This is a genomic window from Pseudomonas sp. UBA7500 (assembly GCF_002478435.1).
Lineage (GTDB): Bacteria > Pseudomonadota > Gammaproteobacteria > Pseudomonadales > Pseudomonadaceae > Aquipseudomonas > Aquipseudomonas palmensis.
On record NZ_DLNW01000037.1, the window covers coordinates 17,758 to 33,221 of the forward strand.

Annotated in this window: 12 protein-coding genes; 5 read left to right on the forward strand and 7 right to left on the reverse strand. The window is 66.2% G+C overall.

All coding sequences use genetic code 11. The features are described from left to right. On the reverse strand, nt 1-368 hold a 368-nt coding region (locus B4I46_RS16510; protein ID WP_286901009.1), incomplete at its 3' end, for an NAD(+)/NADH kinase. A 268-nt stretch (nt 369-636) separates the two neighbouring features. On the opposite strand from B4I46_RS16510, the gene B4I46_RS16515 reads away from it, so the two are divergent. After that, nucleotides 637-2,514 (forward strand): sigma-54-dependent Fis family transcriptional regulator, encoded by a 1,878-nt coding sequence (locus B4I46_RS16515; RefSeq protein ID WP_286901011.1) that lies wholly within the window; start codon nt 637-639, stop codon nt 2,512-2,514. 162 nt (nt 2,515-2,676) lie between these two features. Here the strand turns inward: B4I46_RS16515 and accC are convergent, their stop codons facing one another. From accC to B4I46_RS16545, 6 genes are all read right to left on the reverse strand, one after another. Further along, complete coding sequence (gene accC / locus B4I46_RS16520; RefSeq protein WP_043860463.1) at nt 2,677-4,032, reverse strand: acetyl-CoA carboxylase biotin carboxylase subunit; 1,356 nt, start codon at nt 4,030-4,032, stop codon at nt 2,677-2,679. 17 nt (nt 4,033-4,049) lie between these two features. After that, entirely contained in the window at nt 4,050-4,508 is a 459-nt protein-coding gene (gene accB, locus B4I46_RS16525) for an acetyl-CoA carboxylase biotin carboxyl carrier protein (RefSeq protein ID WP_043860462.1), read from the reverse strand. Nucleotides 4,509-4,599: 91 nt separating this feature from the next. Continuing rightward, a complete protein-coding gene (gene aroQ / locus B4I46_RS16530; protein WP_043860461.1) occupies nt 4,600-5,052 on the reverse strand; it encodes a type II 3-dehydroquinate dehydratase in 453 nt (150 codons plus the stop codon). A gap of 172 nt (nt 5,053-5,224) precedes the next feature. Then, nucleotides 5,225-6,994, reverse strand: a complete 1,770-nt coding sequence (locus B4I46_RS16535) for a protein-disulfide reductase DsbD (protein WP_286901013.1) — start codon at nt 6,992-6,994, stop codon at nt 5,225-5,227. Between the two features lie 165 nt (nt 6,995-7,159). Next, complete coding sequence (locus B4I46_RS16540) at nt 7,160-9,121, reverse strand: methyl-accepting chemotaxis protein (RefSeq protein WP_054916139.1); 1,962 nt, start codon at nt 9,119-9,121, stop codon at nt 7,160-7,162. Between the two features lie 163 nt (nt 9,122-9,284). Beyond that, nucleotides 9,285-10,901, reverse strand: coding sequence for a response regulator (locus B4I46_RS16545; protein WP_043860458.1), 1,617 nt, complete (start codon nt 10,899-10,901; stop codon nt 9,285-9,287). A 278-nt stretch (nt 10,902-11,179) separates the two neighbouring features. On the opposite strand from B4I46_RS16545, the gene B4I46_RS16550 reads away from it, so the two are divergent. The 4 genes from B4I46_RS16550 to speA all read left to right on the forward strand — a co-directional run bounded on the left by B4I46_RS16550 (nt 11,180) and on the right by speA (nt 15,418). Then, nucleotides 11,180-12,253 carry a DUF2333 family protein gene (locus tag B4I46_RS16550; protein ID WP_043860457.1) on the forward strand — a complete coding sequence of 358 codons (1,074 nt, stop codon included), beginning with the start codon at nt 11,180-11,182 and terminating at the stop codon, nt 12,251-12,253. Further along, entirely contained in the window at nt 12,253-12,789 is a 537-nt protein-coding gene (locus B4I46_RS16555) for an NUDIX hydrolase (RefSeq protein WP_043860456.1), read from the forward strand. The genes B4I46_RS16550 and B4I46_RS16555 overlap by 1 nt, the downstream gene beginning before the upstream one ends. Before the next feature lie 194 nt (nt 12,790-12,983). Then, nucleotides 12,984-13,355: a translation initiation factor Sui1 gene (locus tag B4I46_RS16560; RefSeq protein ID WP_043860455.1), complete on the forward strand. Its 372-nt coding sequence runs from the start codon at nt 12,984-12,986 to the stop codon at nt 13,353-13,355. 149 nt (nt 13,356-13,504) lie between these two features. Beyond that, entirely contained in the window at nt 13,505-15,418 is a 1,914-nt protein-coding gene (speA, locus tag B4I46_RS16565; protein ID WP_043860454.1) for an arginine decarboxylase, read from the forward strand. Nucleotides 15,419-15,464: the final 46 nt, after the last annotated feature.

Consider the following 15,464-nt stretch of genomic DNA (forward strand, 5'->3'; position numbering starts at 1 on the left):
TTGTGGGTGCCGTCGCCGCCGAGCACGGCGATCAGTGCGACCCCGCGGGCGAGCATCTGGCGCGCGGCCAGGCGGGTGTCCTCCACGGTCTGGCGCAGCGGCATGTCGAGGATGTCCAGTTGCGGCCAGCGCTGGCCGGCGGCCTGCGGGCCGTTGCTGGCCTTGAGCACGGCGGCGGCGATGCCGGTCATGTCCGGCGGCAGCAGCACGCGCCGGATGCCGGTGGCGGCGAAGGCGGCCAGCAGGCGTTGCACGGCCGAGGCCTTGTCGGTGCTGGAGTACAGGCCGGCGCTGGCGGTAAGCCTGCGCAGGTCGCGGCCCGAGGCCGGGTTGACGATGATGCCCACGGTGGGGGCGGGATGGCTCATGGCGCACCTCTGGTTCTTGTGTACCAGGGCTGGAGCAAGGGTGGTGCCAGGTTGGGTGAAAGGCTTGACCCAGAGCCTTTGTGCAGCATTCCAGGGGCGTACTCGCGGGGTGTCGGCAAGACGCTGCGTTGCAGTGCGGGCAGCGCCGCGGCGAGACGCCGAGACGCTGCGTCTCACGGCGCCGCTTGCCTAGGCGGTGCTTGTCGGGGCCTGGCAAACGGCGCTTAATGGGCCGCATAACGACAAGAACACGAGAACCGGAGGCCCCATGCTTGCCGCGAACTCCAGAGCCCACGTCGACTGTGTCAGCCGTGTGCTCAAGAATGCCGACCGCCAGCCCCAGGCGCCGGTACCGCCGTTGATCCTCGACTCCTGGCGCCGCTCGATGGAGCAGCACCGCCTCGACCCTTCCTCGCAGCAAGGGCCGCGCATCCTGTCGCAAACCCTGCTCAACGAATGCCGCGAACGCGCCGAGCTGTTCATGCGCATTGCCAGCGATGCGGTGGCGCGCCTGCACGAGCGGGTGCGCGGTGCCGACTACTGCGTGCTGCTGACCGACGCGCAGGGCCGCACCATCGACTACCGCGTCGACGCCGCGCTGCGCAACGACTGCCGCAAGGCGGGCCTGTACCTGGGCACCTGCTGGTCGGAAGGCGAGGAGGGCACCTGCGGGGTGGCGGCGGTACTGACCAGCCAGGTGCCGGTCACGGTGCACAAGCGCGATCACTTTCGCGCCGCGTTCATCGGCCTGACCTGCTCGGCGGCGCCGGTGTTCGACCCGCAGGGCAAGCTGCTGGGGGTGGTCGACGTGTCGGCGCTGCAGTCGCCGGACGACCGGCGCAGCCAGCACCTGATCCGCCAACTGGTGGTGCAGACCGCGCGGGAGATCGAGAACGCGTTTTTCATGCACAACGCCCAGGCGCATTGGGTGCTGCGGGCGCACAGCGCGCCGGGGTATGTGGACAGCCAGCCGGACTTTCTGCTGGCCTGGGATGCCGACGGACGCCTGCAGGCGCTCAACAGCCTGGCGCGCTCGGCATTGCTCTCGCGCTACGGCGAGCTGCCGGCGCATATCGGCCAGCTGTTCGACCTGGACCAGTTGCGCGCGGTGACCGACGAGTCGGCCCAGCGCCTGAGCTGGCGCGCCGATGGCGATGCGCTGCATGTGCGGGTCAGCTCGCCACAGCGTCCGGCGCGGGTGGTGCCGGTACCGGTGCCGGTGCCGGGCGGGGTGGATGCACGGGTGGAGGAAAGCCTGCGCCTGGCGGTGCGGGTCAAGAACTGCAACCTGGCGGTGCTGGTGGTGGGTGAGACCGGTGCGGGCAAGGAGGTGTTCGCGCGTCAGTTGCATGAACGCAGCGCGCGGGCCGGCAAGCCGTTCGTGGCGCTCAACTGCGCGGCGATTCCCGAGAGCCTGATCGAGAGCGAGCTGTTCGGCTATGTGGCCGGGGCGTTTACCGGGGCTTCCAGCAAGGGCATGCGCGGGCTGCTGCAGCAGGCCGATGGCGGCACGCTGTTTCTCGACGAGATCGGCGACATGCCGCTGGCCTTGCAGACCCGCCTGCTGCGGGTGCTGGCCGAAGGCGAGGTGGCGCCGCTGGGTGCGGCCAGGCGCGAGCGTGTGGATATCCAGGTGATCTGCGCCACGCACCGCGACCTGGCGGCGCGGGTGGCCGACGGGCGCTTTCGCGAAGACCTGTACTTTCGCCTGGCCAATGCGCGCTTCGAGCTGCCGCCGCTGCGCGAGCGCAGTGACCGGCTGGCCTTGATCAACCGCTTGCTGGCCGAGGAGGCGGCCGGTTGCGGGGTGGACGTGGGCTTGAGCGAGGCAGCGCTGGAGTGCCTGCTGGGGTATCGCTGGCCGGGTAACCTGCGCCAGTTGCGCCAGGTGCTGCGTTACGCCTGCGCGGTGTGCGCCGGTGGCACGCTGCAGTTGCAGGACCTGCCGGCGGATGTGCGCGGGGCGCAGGTGCAGGGCGAGGTGCAGGCCAGCATGAGCCCGCAGCGCCAGGTGCTGCTGGAGGCGCTGGTACGCCATCGCTGGAAACCGGGGGAGGCGGCCAAGGCGCTGGGTATTTCGCGGGCCACCTTGTACCGGCGGGTGCATGCGCATGGCATCGAGATGCCGCGCATGGGGCAGCATTAGGCGGCGCATTCATCGCGGGTCAAGCCCGCTCCCACCGGTACAGCGGTGATCCTGAGATCAATGGCGTTCCTGTGGGAGCGGGCTTGACCCGCGATGGGCGTACCGCAGTCCAAAAAAAAGACCCCGGCACCAGGCCGGGGTCTTTTTCACATCACACCTGCATCACTCGTCGTTGGCGAGCTTGTGTTCCAGGTAGTGAATGTTCACGCCACCTTTGCAGAAACCTTCATCGCGCACCAGTTCGCGGTGCAGCGGGATGTTGGTCTTGATGCCGTCGACGACGATCTCGTCCAGCGCATTGCGCATGCGCGCCATGGCTTCGTCACGGTCCTTGCCGTATGTGATCAGCTTGCCGATCAGCGAGTCGTAGTTCGGCGGTACCGCATAGCCACTGTACAGGTGCGAGTCGACGCGAACGCCGTTGCCGCCCGGTGCGTGGAAATGCTTGACGGTACCCGGGCTTGGAATGAACTTCTTCGGGTCTTCGGCGTTGATCCGGCACTCCAGCGAGTGACCGCGAATCACCACGTCATCCTGGGTGAACGACAGCTTGTTGCCAGCGGCGATGCTGAGCATCTCCTTGACGATGTCGATACCGGTGACCATCTCCGAAACCGGGTGCTCCACCTGAACACGGGTGTTCATTTCGATGAAGTAGAACGCGCCGTTCTCGTAGAGGAACTCGAAGGTGCCGGCACCACGGTAGCCGATGTCGATGCACGCCTTGACGCAGCGGGCGAAGACTTCCTGGCGGGCCTTTTCGTCGATGCCCGGGGCTGGCGCTTCTTCCAGCACCTTCTGGTGGCGGCGCTGCAGCGAGCAGTCGCGGTCACCCAGGTGCACGGCGTTGCCCTGGCCGTCGGACAGTACCTGGACTTCCACGTGACGCGGGTTGGTCAGGAACTTCTCCAGGTACACCATCGGGTTGCCGAAGGCGGCGCCGGCTTCGCTGCGGGTCAGCTTGGCCGAGGCGATCAGGTCCTCTTCCTTGTGCACCACGCGCATGCCGCGACCACCACCGCCACCGGCGGCCTTGATGATCACCGGGTAGCCGACTTCACGGCCGATGCGCAGGGCTTCTTCCTCGTCTTCCGGCAGCGGGCCGTCGGAACCCGGAACGGTCGGTACGCCGGCCTTGATCATCGCGTCCTTGGCCGACACCTTGTCGCCCATCAGGCGGATGGTGTCGGCCTTGGGGCCGATGAAGGCGAAGCCGGAGTTCTCGACCTGCTCGGCGAAATCGGCGTTTTCCGCGAGGAAACCGTAGCCTGGGTGAATGGCGGTGGCGCCGGTCACTTCAGCGGCTGCGATGATCGCCGGGATGTGCAGGTAGGAGTGGGTGGCCGAAGCCGGGCCAATGCATACCGATTCGTCGGCCAGGCCCAGGTGCATCAGCTCGCGGTCGGCGGTGGAGTGCACGGCGACGGTCTTGATGCCCATCTCTTTGCAGGCGCGCAGGATCCGCAGGGCAATTTCCCCGCGGTTGGCGATCAGGACTTTTTCCAACTTGGCTGGCATCGTTGGTTCTCCGCGGTTCAAACGATGGTGAACAGCGGCTGGTCGTACTCAACCGGCTGGCCGTCTTCTACCAGAATGGATTCGATCACACCGCTGGTTTCAGCTTCGATGTGGTTCATCATTTTCATGGCTTCGACGATGCACAGGGTGTCGCCTTTCTTCACGGTCTGGCCGACTTCGACGAAGGCAGGCGAGGTAGGCGAGGCTTTGCGGTAGAAGGTACCGACCATTGGCGAGCGGGCCACGGTGCCGTTGAGCTTCGGCGCGGCTGGCGCTTCGGCGGCAGCCGGGGCAGCGGCGGCCACAGGGGCGGCGGCCGGTGCGGCAGCCATCGGGGCTGGCGCGTAGTACTGCTGGGCCGGGGTCTTGCTGTGGCGGCTGATACGGACGGACTCTTCGCCTTCCTTGATCTCCAGCTCGTCGATGCCAGACTCTTCCAGCAGTTCGATCAGTTTCTTGACTTTACGGATATCCATTAATCATCAACTCCCAAGGGTCGGTCAGGGTCGTATAAACGTGAATGTTAACGTTCGTACACCGCCCGGCCTGCGGCCAGGCTTCGGTTATTCAGGGTTTGGCGTGCGCTGCCAGGTGTTCCAGGGCGGACTCCAGGGCCAGGCGATAGCCGGTGGCGCCCAGGCCGCAGATCACCCCTACGGCGACGTCTGAAAAGTAGGAGTGGTGGCGAAACGGCTCGCGCTTGTGCACGTTGGACAGATGCACTTCGATGAATGGGATGCTCACCGCCAGCAATGCGTCACGTAATGCGACGCTTGTGTGCGTGAAAGCCGCCGGATTGATCAGGATGAAGTCCACCCCTTCGTTGCGTGCGGCGTGGATGCGATCGATCAGTTCGTACTCGGCATTGCTTTGCAGGTATTGCAGATGGTGGCCGGCGGCGCGTGCACGCTGCTCCAGGTCCTGGTTGATCTGGGCCAGGGTCACGGCCCCGTAGACGCCCGGTTCGCGGGTGCCTAGCAGGTTCAGGTTGGGGCCATGCAGCACCAGTAGCGTTGCCATCTGCGGTTCCTTTTATTGTCGGGCAAAAACGTAGCGCGGCGACTATGCCGCAAACTGCCGAGCACTGTCCAGTTACCTGCAATAGCCAGCACGATGACCGAGATTCGCGCGAAATTTATGACTATCTTGCCAATTTCGGTCATCCGTGGCGCTTTTCAAGCGGCCCCAGCAGTTATAGACCCACTTCGCTGCGAATGCGCGCCAGGTGCTCGGCAAATTCGCCGGCTTTTACCTCGCCTATCACCCTGCTGTCGGTTTTTTCGCTGCCGTTCGCGGCAAACACCAGGAAGCCCGGCGGGCCGAACAGCTGGTAGCGGTCCAGCAGCGCGCGTTGCTCGGTGTTGCTTTCGGTGATGTCGAACCGTACCAGGCTGTAGCCCTGCAGTTGCGCCTGCACGGCCGGATCGCCGAGCACGTCATGCTCGATCACCTTGCAACTGATGCACCAGTCGGCGTACCAGTCCAGCAGCAGCGGTTGCCCGGCCGCCCTGGCTTCGGCCAGCAGGCCATCCAGGGCGGCGGGGGTGTTCACCGTCTGCCAGGCGCTGACCGGTGCGGCCGAGGGGGTGCTGGCGGGGGCGGGGAGTGGCCGCAGCGGGTCGGCCTGGCCACTGAAGGCGCCGTACCAGCAGGCCAGCGCGTAGGCCAGCAGCAACAGGCCGAGCAGCTGCGCCAGGCGCTGGCCGGTGGTCTTCACGCCGAATTCCAGGGCGCCGAGGAACAGCGCCACGCCGGCTGCAAGCAGGCCGATCAGCAGCAAGGTGAGCGGGCCGGGCAGCACGCGGCTGAGCAGGCCGATGGCCAGGCCCAGCAGCAGCACGCCGATGGCGTTCTTCACCGTGACCAGCCACGGCCCGCTTTTGGGCAGCCAGGCCGCACCGCCGGTGGCCACCAGCAGCAGCGGCGCGCCCATGCCCAGGCCCAGGGCGAAGAGTTTCAGCGCCCCGCCGATGGCATCGCCGCTGGCGCTTATATATAGCAGCGCACCGGCCAGTGGCGCCGACACGCAGGGCGAGACCAGCAGGCTGGAAACCACCCCGAGTACGGCGGCGCCCAGCAGCGAGCCGCCCTTGGTCTGCCCGGCTACGCGGTCCAGGCGGCTGCTGATGAACTGCGGCAGCTTCAGTTCGAACAGGCCGAACATGGCCAGGGCGAATACCACGAAGAATGCCGCGAAGGGCACCAGCACCCAGGCCGATTGCAGGCGTGCCTGCAAATTGAGCTGGGCACCGAACAGGCCCATCAGCGCGCCGAGCAGGGCGAAGCAGGCGGCCATCGGCAGCACGTAGGCCAGCGACAGCGCCAGGCCGCGACCGCCACCGACCTGGCCACGCAGCACCACCCCGGAAAGGATCGGCAGCATCGGCAGCACGCAGGGGGTGAAAGTCAGGCCGACGCCGGCAAGAAAGAACAGCAGCATTTCCTTCCAGCTCCAGGCATTGCTGCTGGCCGGGGCGGCGGCGGTGGACGCGGCGCCGACGCCGTCGATGCTCAGGCGCTCGGTTTCTGGCGGGTAGCACAGGCCCTTGTCGGCGCAGCCCTGATAGCTCACCACCAGGGTGAAGGGGCGCTGGTCGGCAGTGCGTGGCAGGTCGATGTCGAGGATGCCGTGGTACACCTCGACGTCGCCGAAGTACTCGTCGTGCTTGGCCTCGCCGGCAGGTAGCTGCGCGGTGCCCAGGGCGATGTCGGCAGGTTCGGTACGGAACTGGAAGCGGTGGCGATAGAGGTAGTAGCCCTCGGTGGTGACGAAGCGCAGCTTGATGGCCTGGGCGTCGCCCTGGATCAGGTTGAGCTTGAAGGCTTCGCGCACGGGCAGGAAGTCGGCGCTGTTGTTCAGGCCCGGTGCGCCGAGGGTGGCGCTGGGGCGGTTGTCGAGCAGCCCGGCGCCCATGGCGGGCAGGGCCAGGACCAGAAGCAGGAGGCAAAGCAGGCGACGCATGAGCGGTCTCGCTGGGGGGAACGTGGGGGCAATGATAACGGAGTTTGAGCAGGAGCAATCGAGTTGAACCCATCGCGGGTCAAGCCCGCTCCCACAGACAATGCATCTGGCTCAACTAGGATGCATACCTGTGGGAGCGGGCTTGACCCGCGAGAGTCCCCTGGATCAGACCCGGAACGCCTGCACGGCGGTGTTCAGCTCCCCGCCCAGGCGCAGCAGATGCTCACCCTGCTCGCGCCCCTCGCCAATGCGCTCCAGGTTGTCCGCGCCCAGTTCGTGGATCCGTTCGCTATGGTCGCGAATCTCGCTCACCGCACCGCTCTGCTGCGCGGTCACGTCGGCGATGCGTACGGCGGTCTGCGCAATGGTCTGGATCGCCGCGACAATCTCGTCCAGCGCTCCATCGGCCGACTGCGCCTGCTGGGCAGTGGCCTCGGCGTGCTCCAGTTGCGCGCGCATGCCTTCCACCGATTCGCGTGCCGCCTGCTGCAGGCGCGCGATCAGGGTCTGGATTTCGCCGGTGGCTCCGGTGGTGCGCTGGGCCAGCGAACGCACCTCCTCGGCCACCACGGCAAAGCCGCGGCCCATCTCGCCGGCCCTTGCCGCCTCGATGGCCGCATTCAGGGCCAGCAGGTTGGTCTGTTCGGCAATCGAGCGGATCACCGTGAGCACGCCGCCAATGGTCGCCGACTCCTGGGCCAGGCCCTCGATCATCTGTGCATTGCCCTGTACCTCGTCCACCAGCAGGCGCAGCCCGCTCAGGCTCTGGCCGATCACCGCCTGGCCCTGTTCCACCGCCAGCCCCGCGTGGCGGCTGGCGTCGGCGGCCTGGCTGGCATCGCCGGCCACCTGGGTGATGGTGGCCTCCAGTTCGCCCAGCGCATCGCGGATCTGCGCGGTGTCGCCGGCCTGGCGCTCGGCGCCGTCGTGCAGCGCGCTGCTCATGCCGGCCAGGGCGTGGCTGCTACCGGCCACCTGCTCGGCGTTGCTGCGGATGGTGCCCACCAGGTCTACCAGGTAGGCACGCAGGCGGTTGAGCGAGTCCTGGATGTCGTGCATTTCGCGGTTGCTGCGCCCCAGCGCAATGGCCTGGCTGAAGTCGCCGCCGGCCCACTGCGAGAGCGCCGGCGCCAGGTTGCCCAGCACCCGCGCCAGGCGCCGCTGCAAGGTGTCGATGAGCAGGGCGATCAGCAGGATCAACCCGATCATCAGGCCCTGGATCACCCGCACTTCGCCCTGGATCTGCCCGTGCTGCGCGCGCACCCCCGGTTCCAGGTCGGCGATGGCCTGCTGCACGGCGGCCATGCGCGCCTGGGTGGTGGTGGCCAGTTCGGTACGGCGCTCGATCTGCGCGCGGGTGCGCTGCAGTTCTGCCGGGTAGCGCGCCAGCAAACTGCCCAGCTCGCGCTTGAGGGCCACGCCGACGTCTTCGGCGCTGGTGGTGGCCTCGCTCTGCAGGCCCATCATCGCGGCGAAGTCGTCGGCGCCGGATTCCACCGCCGCGGTCACGCCCAGCAATGGCAGGGCGTCGAGGGCTTTGGCCTGGGTGATGATCAGTTGCAGTTCGCGCTCCACCTCGTCGGCCAGCTCGCTGCGCCCGCTGCTCACCAGCTTGTCACGCGCCAGCGACAGGCGGCCCAGGTGCAGGCTGGCTTCCAGCAGTGCCGACTGGTAGTGCGCCGCCTCGGGGTGGCCGCTGTCGTGGGCGTAGCGGGCGAGCTGTTCGAGGTTGGCGCCCAGTTCGCGTTCGGCCTGCAGCAACAGGGCCTGGGGGTCGCCAGCGAGCTTGCCGGCGGCCAGCAGCTCATTGGCGGTAAATGCCTGCAGGGTGTCGAGGCTGGGGCGCAGTTGCGCGGCCAGCTCATCGGGCAGCTGGGCCAGTTCCTGTTGCAGGTCCTGGGTGCTCTGCAGGGCAGTGGCGTGGCGCAGGGCATCGCCACTGTTCAGGTAATCCTGGGTGTTGCGGGCCACCTGGTTCTGGAACTGCTGGGACAGCGCCAGGTAACGCTCCATCAACAGGTAGGGCTGTTCCAGGGCACGTTGCGACCACCACAGGGTCGCCCCCAGGGCCAGGCACACGGTTACCAGCAGCAGGGTGTTCAGATTGGTCAGCAACTTCAGGCGCATGAGCGGGCTCTACCAACGGCGGGATGGCAAGTGCCTGAAGTTATTGCGTTTTTATGACGTGGTTATGACGATGGCAGGGGTGTTGCGAAATAAAGTGGCTATATGGTGGCCCTTTCGCCGGCAACGCCGGCTCCTACAGGGGCCGGGTTGCTGGCGAAAAGGCTCAGGCCTCGACCCGCTGTACGCAGTTGCGCCCCGCACCCTTGGCCAGGTACAGCGCCTCGTCCGCTGCGGTGGCCATGCTCAGCGCATCCAGCCCGTCGCTCAGTTGCACCACCCCGGCACTGAAGGTGCACGACAGGTCACGCGGCTGCGCCGGGTAGTGGATCTCGGCAAAGCGCCGGCGAATCTCGTCCAGCACCTTGTGCGCCGCGTGCAGGTCGGTGTTGGGCATCACGATGGCGAACTCTTCGCCGCCATAACGGCCGATGAAGTCGGTCTTGCGCAGGCGCTGCTTGAGAAACAGCGCCAGGCTCTTGATCACCCGGTCGCCCATGGGGTGGCCGTGGCTGTCGTTGACCTTCTTGAAGTGGTCGATGTCGAGCATGGCAAAGCTCAGCGGGCGGTCTTCGCGCCGCGCCCGGAAGCTGCAGTCTTCGAGCAGTTGCAGGATGTGCGTGTGGTTGTACAGCCCGGTGAGGCTGTCGCGCACCATGCGCGCCTTGAGGTTGCGCGCCCTGGCCGCACGGTTGCGCACGGTGGTGATCAGGTGGCGCGAACGGATCGGCTTGGTGAGGAAGTCGTCGCCACCCTCGCTCATGGCATCGAGCTGCTTGTCCAGGTCGTCCTCGGCCGACAGGTAGATGATCGGCACGCTCACATAGCGGTCGTTGTGGCGGATCACCTTGGCCAGCTCGGTGCCGGTGCAGGCGGGCATGTACATGTCGAGGATGATCAGGTCGGGCTGAAAGTCGGCCAGCTCGGCCATGGTCTGGATCGGATCGGTGAGGGTGCGGGTGACGATGCCGGCATTGTTGAGCAGGCGCTCGGTGTGCAGTGCCTGGGCCCGCGAGTCGTCGATCACCAGCACCTTGAACGGTTCGTACTGGGTGACGCTGGTGAGCAGCTCGACCTTTTCCAGCAGGCTGGAGGCCTCCAGGGTACCGGTGAGAAATTCCTGGCCGCCGGCGCGCACCGCGGCAAGCCGGGTGGGGGTGTCGGTTTCGTGCAGGCTGAAGAACAGCAGCGGTACGCGCTGCTCCAGGCCCTGCTGGGCCTGGGCGGCCAGCTGCAGGCCCTGGCCCTGGCCGCCGAAGTCGACATCCATGACGATCGCCGCCGGCAGGCGCTCGGCCATCGAGGCCTGGAACGCCTCGGGGCTGTACAGCGGTTCGACCCCCAGGCCGAAGAACTCCAGCTGCTTGGCCAGGCGCTCGGCGCGCTCGTGGTCCTGCAGCATCACGTAGATGGGCTTGCGCAGCGGCGGCAGCGGGGTGCGCTCGAGCTGGTCGCCCTGGCGCAGGCCGGTACGCGACAGGCGCTGCATCAGGCGGTTGAGTTCGTTGATCAGGCTGCTGCTCAGGCGCGCGCTGTTGGCCTCCACCGCCGCCAGGGTCTGGCCGATGGCATCGGCCAGCAGGCTGTGCTCGGGCTGCTCGAAGCGTTCGGCGTAGCGCTGCAGGCGCAGGTTGGCCTCGCCCAGCTCGCTCAGGTCGCAGCTGGTCCACTCGCTGCGCTGCAGGCGCTGCCAGATCTCGAGAATTTGCCGGGCCTGGTGAATGACCCGCTGGGCAAAGTGTTGCTTGAGGCGCGCACGATTCGGGTCTTCTGGCTCGGTCATGTCCTGACTACTTGTAAGGGGTGAGGCAATTCGAGTGATGGCTCTATGCTAGCACCACTTTTCCGGCAATCGAGTGTGCTGCATCAATTAACTGGGGTGGCGCTAAATTCCTTTCCTGACCCGTTAGTCACTTATGCGAAGCGGCGCGCTTGATTTATAGTGCAGGCTTGGCTGGCGCCCCGGCCGCGCACGCTGGCACACAATGCTGGCCGGCGTGGGCACGAAGCGGGGGCCGCGCGGTCGAACCCTGGACACGACCTGACAGAAAGGACAACGCCATGCTGGACTGGAAAAACCGTACAGGCAAAGCCGAGGCACGCGAGCGGGTGGACGCCCGTGGCTCGGGCACCCGCAGCTACTTCGGCGGGCTGTTGTTCAGCCGGGCGCTGGGCACCCTGATCGGTCTGTACCTGCTGGTGACCATCGCCCTGGGCTGGTACTGGAGCCAGGAGCCCGACCTGTTCCCGGTGCAGCAGAACGCCCAGGCCGCCGCCGAGCGCAACGGCCAGCAGATGGTCGTCGGCTACACCACTGTCGAAACCCTCAAGACCGTGGTTGCCACCCTGCTCGACAAGCCAGGCGGCTACATCTCCAACGACCGCTTCCCGCCGGGCCTGTGGATGGACAACATGCCCAGCTGGGAATATGGCGTGCTGGTGCAGGTACGTGACCTCAGCCGTGCCCTGCGCAAGGACTTCGCCCGTTCGCAGTCGCAGTCGGCCGAAGACGCCGACCTTGCCAAGGCCGAGCCGCGCTTCAACTTCGACAACAAGAGCTGGATCCTGCCGTCGAGCGAGTCGGAGTACCAGGAAGGCATCAATTCGCTGAACCGCTACCAGAAGCGTCTGGCTTCGCCAGACCAGCAGGGCGCGCTGTTCTACACCCGTGCCGACAACCTCAACAACTGGCTGGGCGACGTGGCCACGCGCCTGGGCTCGCTGTCCCAGCGCCTGTCGGCCAGCGTGGGCCGAGTCAAGCTCAACACCACCCTCAAGACCGAATCGGTGGTGCCGGGCCAGGTGCCGCAGCTGGACGAGGAAGTGGTCGAGACGCCGTGGCTGCAGATCGACAACGTGTTCTATGAAGCCCGTGGCCAGGCCTGGGCGCTGTCGCACCTGCTGCGCGCCATCGAGGTCGACTTCGCCGACGTGCTGGCCAAGAAGAACGCCACCGTCAGCGTGCGCCAGATCATCCGTGAGCTGGAAGCCTCGCAGGAGCCGCTGTGGAGCCCGATGGTACTCAACGGCAGCGGCTTCGGCATGTGGGCCAACCACTCGCTGGTGATGGCCAACTACATTTCCCGCGCCAACGCCGCAGTGATCGACCTGCGCCAGCTGCTGTCTCAGGGCTGATGCTGTTCAGCCAGAGCGAGGCGGCGCACCGCGCCGCCTCGGATGCCGAGCGCATCGCCTGGGTCGACGAGCAGGACAACCTGCTCGGCGCCAAGCCGCGGGCCGAGCTGCGCGAGCAGGGGCTGATCGGGCGGGGCACCTACATCCTGCTGTTCAACAGTGCCGGCGAGCTGTGCGTGCACCAGCGTACCCTGAGCAAGGCGATCTACCCCGGCTACTGGGATGTGGCCGCCGGCGGCATGGTCGACGAGCACGAAAGCTACGAGCGCTGCGCCGCGCGCGAGCTGGCCGAGGAGCTGGGGGTGAGCGGCGTGTCGCTGAGCTTCCACGAGCGCTTCTTCTTCGACCAGCCTGGCAACCGGCTCTGGTGCGCGGTGTTCTCGGCGGTCTGGGACGGGCCTTTGCGCCTGCAGCCCGAGGAGGTCAGCCAGGCCCGCTTCATGCCCTTGCAGGCAGCCCTGGACGACAGCCTGAGCACCCCCTACTGCCCCGACTCGCTGGCGGCGCTGAACCGTTTCGTGGCGCGGCGCGGCTGACGTCGCGAAAGCCAAGCAAAATGGCGCAGTTTTGCACTTAGCATTCGGCGCAATTGTGGTTACACTGCGCGGCCTTTTCACCCTGCCACGGCTTGCCGCGGCAGGTGCGCTGCCCCTGCCAGAGTGGGGCTTCGCGGTCGGTACCTCGCCCCGGGGCATCGACCAGTTTTTGTCCTCAACGCAGAGGATCAAAAGTGGCCAAGAAAGCCGCATCATTCGCCGCCCTCGGTGGCCTGGTGTTCTCCACCGATGCAGGCCGGCATTGCCCGGACTGCAGCAAACCCGTCGATGCCTGCATCTGCAAGCAGACACTCATCCCCGAAGGCGACGGCATTGCCCGTGTGCGTCGTGAAAGCAAAGGCCGTGGCGGCAAGACGGTGACCACCATCAGTGGCGTACCGCTCCCCCTGGATCAACTCAAGGAACTGGCCACCACGCTCAAGCGGCGTTGTGGTACGGGCGGCGCGTTGAAAGACGGCGTCATCGAGATCCAGGGCGACCACGTCGAGTTGTTGCTGGCCGAGCTGATCAAGCAAGGCTTCAAGGCGAAAAAGTCCGGCGGCTGATGGCCGCTGCGAGGTTTTTCCTGCAGCACTTCTAAACTCGTTCCCTGGGCAGGGGTCTATGCCTGAACAGGGAGAATCGTCATCTTCATTTTCTACACTGGCCAGCACGCCCTGGCCGGTGTTCACGACTTTCTTTATAGGGGACTTCGATGTCCGTACGACGCACACGCAAAGACGATGGCAGCCAATGGACCGTGGCCGACAGCCGCAGTGTTTACGGCATTCGCCATTGGGGCGCGGGTTACTTCGCGATCAACGAGGCCGGGCGCGTCGAAGTACGCCCCAACGGGCCGGACAGTGCGCCGATCGACCTGTACGAGCAGGTCGACGAGCTGCGCCAGAGCGGCCTGTCGCTGCCGCTGCTGGTACGTTTCCCCGACATCCTGCAACACCGCGTGCGCCAGCTGACCGGCGCATTCGACGCCAACATCGCGCGCCTGGAATACCAGAGCCAGTACACCGCGCTGTACCCGATCAAGGTCAACCAGCAGGAAGCGGTGGTGGAGAACATCATCGCCACGCAGAACGTGTCCATCGGCCTTGAGGCCGGTTCCAAGCCCGAGCTGCTGGCGGTGCTGGCGCTGGCGCCCAAGGGCGGCACCATCGTCTGCAACGGCTACAAGGACCGCGAGTTCATCCGCCTGGCGCTGATGGGGCAGAAACTGGGTCACAACGTGTTCATCGTGATCGAGAAAGAATCCGAAGTGGCACTGGTGATCGAGGAAGCCGCCGACCTCAAGGTCAAGCCGCAGGTCGGCCTGCGCGTGCGCCTGTCGTCGCTGGCTTCGAGCAAGTGGGCCGATACCGGCGGCGAGAAGTCCAAGTTCGGCCTGTCGGCTGCGCAACTGATTTCGGTAGTGCAGCGCTTTCGCGATGCCGGCCTGGACCAGGGTATTCGCCTGCTGCACTTTCACATGGGCTCGCAGATCGCCAACCTGGCGGACTACCAGCACGGCTTCAAGGAAGCCATCCGCTACTACGGCGAGCTGCGTGCGCTGGGCCTGCCAGTGGACCACATCGACGTGGGCGGCGGCCTGGGCGTGGACTACGACGGCACCCACTCGCGCAATGCCAGCTCGATCAACTACGACATGGACGACTACGCCGGCGTGGTGGTGGGCATGCTCAAGGAGTTCTGCGACGCGCAGGGCCTGCCGCACCCGCACATCTTCTCCGAGAGCGGCCGCGCGCTGACCGCGCACCACGCGATGCTGGTGGTGCAGGTAACCGACGTCGAGAAGCACAACGACGAAGTACCCGAGATCGAGGACAAGCAGAGCCTGCCCGAAACCGTGCAGTGGCTGGCCGACCTGCTGGGCCCGACCGACATCGAGATGGTCACCGAGACCTACTGGCGTGCCACCCACTACATGAGCGACGTGGCCGCGCAATACGCCGACGGCAAGATCACCCTCGCGCAGAAGGCCCTGGCCGAGCAGTGCTACTTTGCCGTGTGCCGCCGGTTGCACAACTCGCTCAAGGCGCGCCAGCGCTCGCACCGCCAGGTGCTGGACGAACTCAACGACAAGCTGGCCGACAAGTACATCTGCAACTTCTCGGTGTTCCAGAGCCTGCCCGACACCTGGGCCATCGGCCAGGTGTTGCCGATCCTGCCGCTGCATCGCCTGGGCGAAGAGCCGCTGCGACGTGCGGTGCTGCAGGACCTGACCTGCGACTCGGACGGCAAGATCAACCAGTACGTCGACGAGCAGAGCATCGAGACCAGCCTGCCGGTACACGCCATCAACGAGGGCGAGGACTACCTGCTGGGGATCTTCCTGGTGGGCGCGTACCAGGAAATCCTCGGGGACATGCACAACCTGTTCGGTGACACCGACTCGGTGAACATCTACCAGAACCCCAACGGCAGCGTGTACCACGCCGGCATCGAGACCCACGACACCATCGAGGACATGCTGCGCTACGTGCACCTGTCGCCCGAAGAGCTGATGACCCACTACCGCGACAAATGCGCCAGCGCGAAGATCACGGCGCGTGAGCGTACCCAGTTCCTGGATGCCTTGCGCCTTGGGCTGACCCGCTCGTCCTACCTGTCCTCCTGACCGTAATCGCGGGTCAAGCCCGCTCCCACAGGTTTTGCACAGGCCC